General features: G+C 27.8%; 2 protein-coding genes. Both read left to right on the top strand.

The features are described from left to right. The first annotated feature begins 103 nt into the window (after nt 1-103). The gene (istA, locus tag FYJ83_RS19475) at nt 104-1,366 is read left to right on the top strand and encodes an IS21 family transposase (protein WP_154443132.1); all 1,263 of its coding nucleotides are present in this window, start codon (nt 104-106) and stop codon (nt 1,364-1,366) included. Then, on the top strand, nt 1,359-2,111 hold the full coding sequence (istB, locus tag FYJ83_RS19470; RefSeq protein WP_154443131.1) for an IS21-like element helper ATPase IstB: 753 nt from the start codon (nt 1,359-1,361) through the stop codon (nt 2,109-2,111). Before istA ends, istB begins: the two co-directional genes overlap by 8 nt. Nucleotides 2,112-2,129: the final 18 nt, after the last annotated feature.

Here is a 2,129-nt window from a genome sequence, read left to right as displayed (position 1 = left end):
TATAAATGTTAAGATAAGAATACCCAATATTGTGCACGTAACTTTCCCAAGTTATAAACTCTATAGGTATTCTTTTTGTTATAATCATTTTGAGGTGATTATAATGACAGAAATAATAATAAACAATATTGAAAATATTAGTGACTTGGCTATGTTTGCTGAATCATATAAGAAAGGATTTTTAAAGTTGAATATATCTAAACTTGCTAAAGAATTAAATAAGGATCGAAAAACGATTAAGAAGTATCTAGAAGGAAAAGTACCTTCAGGCAAAAGAGTAAGAGTTAAGTATCTAGATAAATACAGAGAACTTATAATCAAGTTATTAACTGATAAGTATAGAAGTTTTGACTATATAGATCATTTATATAATTATTTGGTTAGAGAACACCAAATTACATGTAGCAGATCAACTCTAAATAGATATGTAAGAAATGATGAGGAAATAAATTCACTATTTAATAAAAAGAAGACACAAAAATTTTATGAAAGATTTGAAACAAAGCCAGGAGTACAAGCACAGTTTGATTTAAAAGAAAAAGTAAAAATAATATACAAAACAGGTGAAGTAGAAAGAGTAAATGTTGCAACTTTAACACTTGGATTTTCAAGATTTAATGTGCGAGAAATTGTAGTAGATACTAAATATGAGACAATAGAAAGTTTCCTGGCAGGTGCTTTTGAAACTATAGGAGGTGTTCCAGAAGAACTGGTTATTGATAATATAAAGTGCTTAGTAGATAAGCCTAGAACAAAAGATACAGAAGCTATTTTAAATGTAAAGTTTGAAGAATTCTTAAGAGATTATAATATTAAATGTAAACCTTGTATGCCATATCGTCCTGAAACGAAAGGAAAAACAGAAACTCAAAACAAGAAACCATCTCAACTTGAAAATTACAATGGAGTATATAATGATTTACTTGATGTTCATGAAAAATTGAAAATAATAAATGATGAAGATAATAAAAGTATTTCTCAAGCAACAAATATGCCTAGAATAGTTTTATTAAATCAAGAGAAAGGTGACTTTTCGCCCCTTCCACCACGAAGAATCCGAGAAAAATATCACCTTTCCTTAAATCCAGTCGCTGTAACTAAAGATTCGTTAATCTCATATAAATCTAATAAATACTCAGTACCTAAAAGATTAATAGGATTCAAAGTAAATCTAATAGTAAAAAACAGTCAACTCCATATATATTATAACAATAAAATTGTCACTGTACATCAAATATCTAAAAATAAACTAAATATAAAGGAATGTCATGACTTACACTATCCTAAAAGAGAAAATAAAGATTACAAAGAGACAAATAGCAAAGAAATTATGATAGAAGAAATGAGGAATATTATATATGATTAATGAAGTTTTAGATCAGCTAACATATCTTAAACTAAAGTCTGCACATGCTTATTTAAAAGAACTGCACATAAATGATAATATATCTTCGAGTGAAATAAAAGGTTTAAATAAAGTGCTTAGAAAAGAAGTTGAGGCAAAAGAAGAAAACAACCGACTATATAATGTGAAAGTAGCAGCATTCCCATTTATAAGGAAAATTGAAGACTATGACTTCTCTTTTCAACCAACAGTCAGCGAAGATAAAATAAAGGAATTAGTTGCATCTAATTTCTATTTAGACGCAACTAATGTAGTCTTTATAGGGAACCCTGGTGTGGGAAAAACACATTTAGCAGTAGCTATCGGATATGAAGTAGCAGTTAAGAGAAATAGTGTTTACTTTATAAAGTTTTCAAGATTAATTCAAAATCTAAAACAAGCCTACAATGAAGGTGCTTTAGAGAAAAAACTAAAATTATATTTTAAATATAAGCTACTAATTATAGACGAAGTAGGGTTCAATGAAATATCACCTTTAGAATCTAAGATATTCTTTCAACTAATAGACATGAGATATACAAAGAGATCTACAATATTTACAAGCAATATTACATTTGATAAGTGGCCAAGCATATTAGGGCAAGATGAAATGATAACTAAAGCTATCCTAGATAGAATATTGCATTACTCATATTTATTTAATATTACAGGACCATCCTATAGAATTAAAGATAAATTAAAAATGAATAAAAGTGAGGAGTCTTAATTGCACAGAAATGAGGAA

The organism is Tissierella pigra (genome assembly GCF_009695605.1).
Taxonomy (GTDB): domain Bacteria; phylum Bacillota; class Clostridia; order Tissierellales; family Tissierellaceae; genus Tissierella; species Tissierella pigra.
Note: the sequence above shows the minus strand (reverse complement) of the source record. Positions and strands in the feature narration are given on the sequence as shown.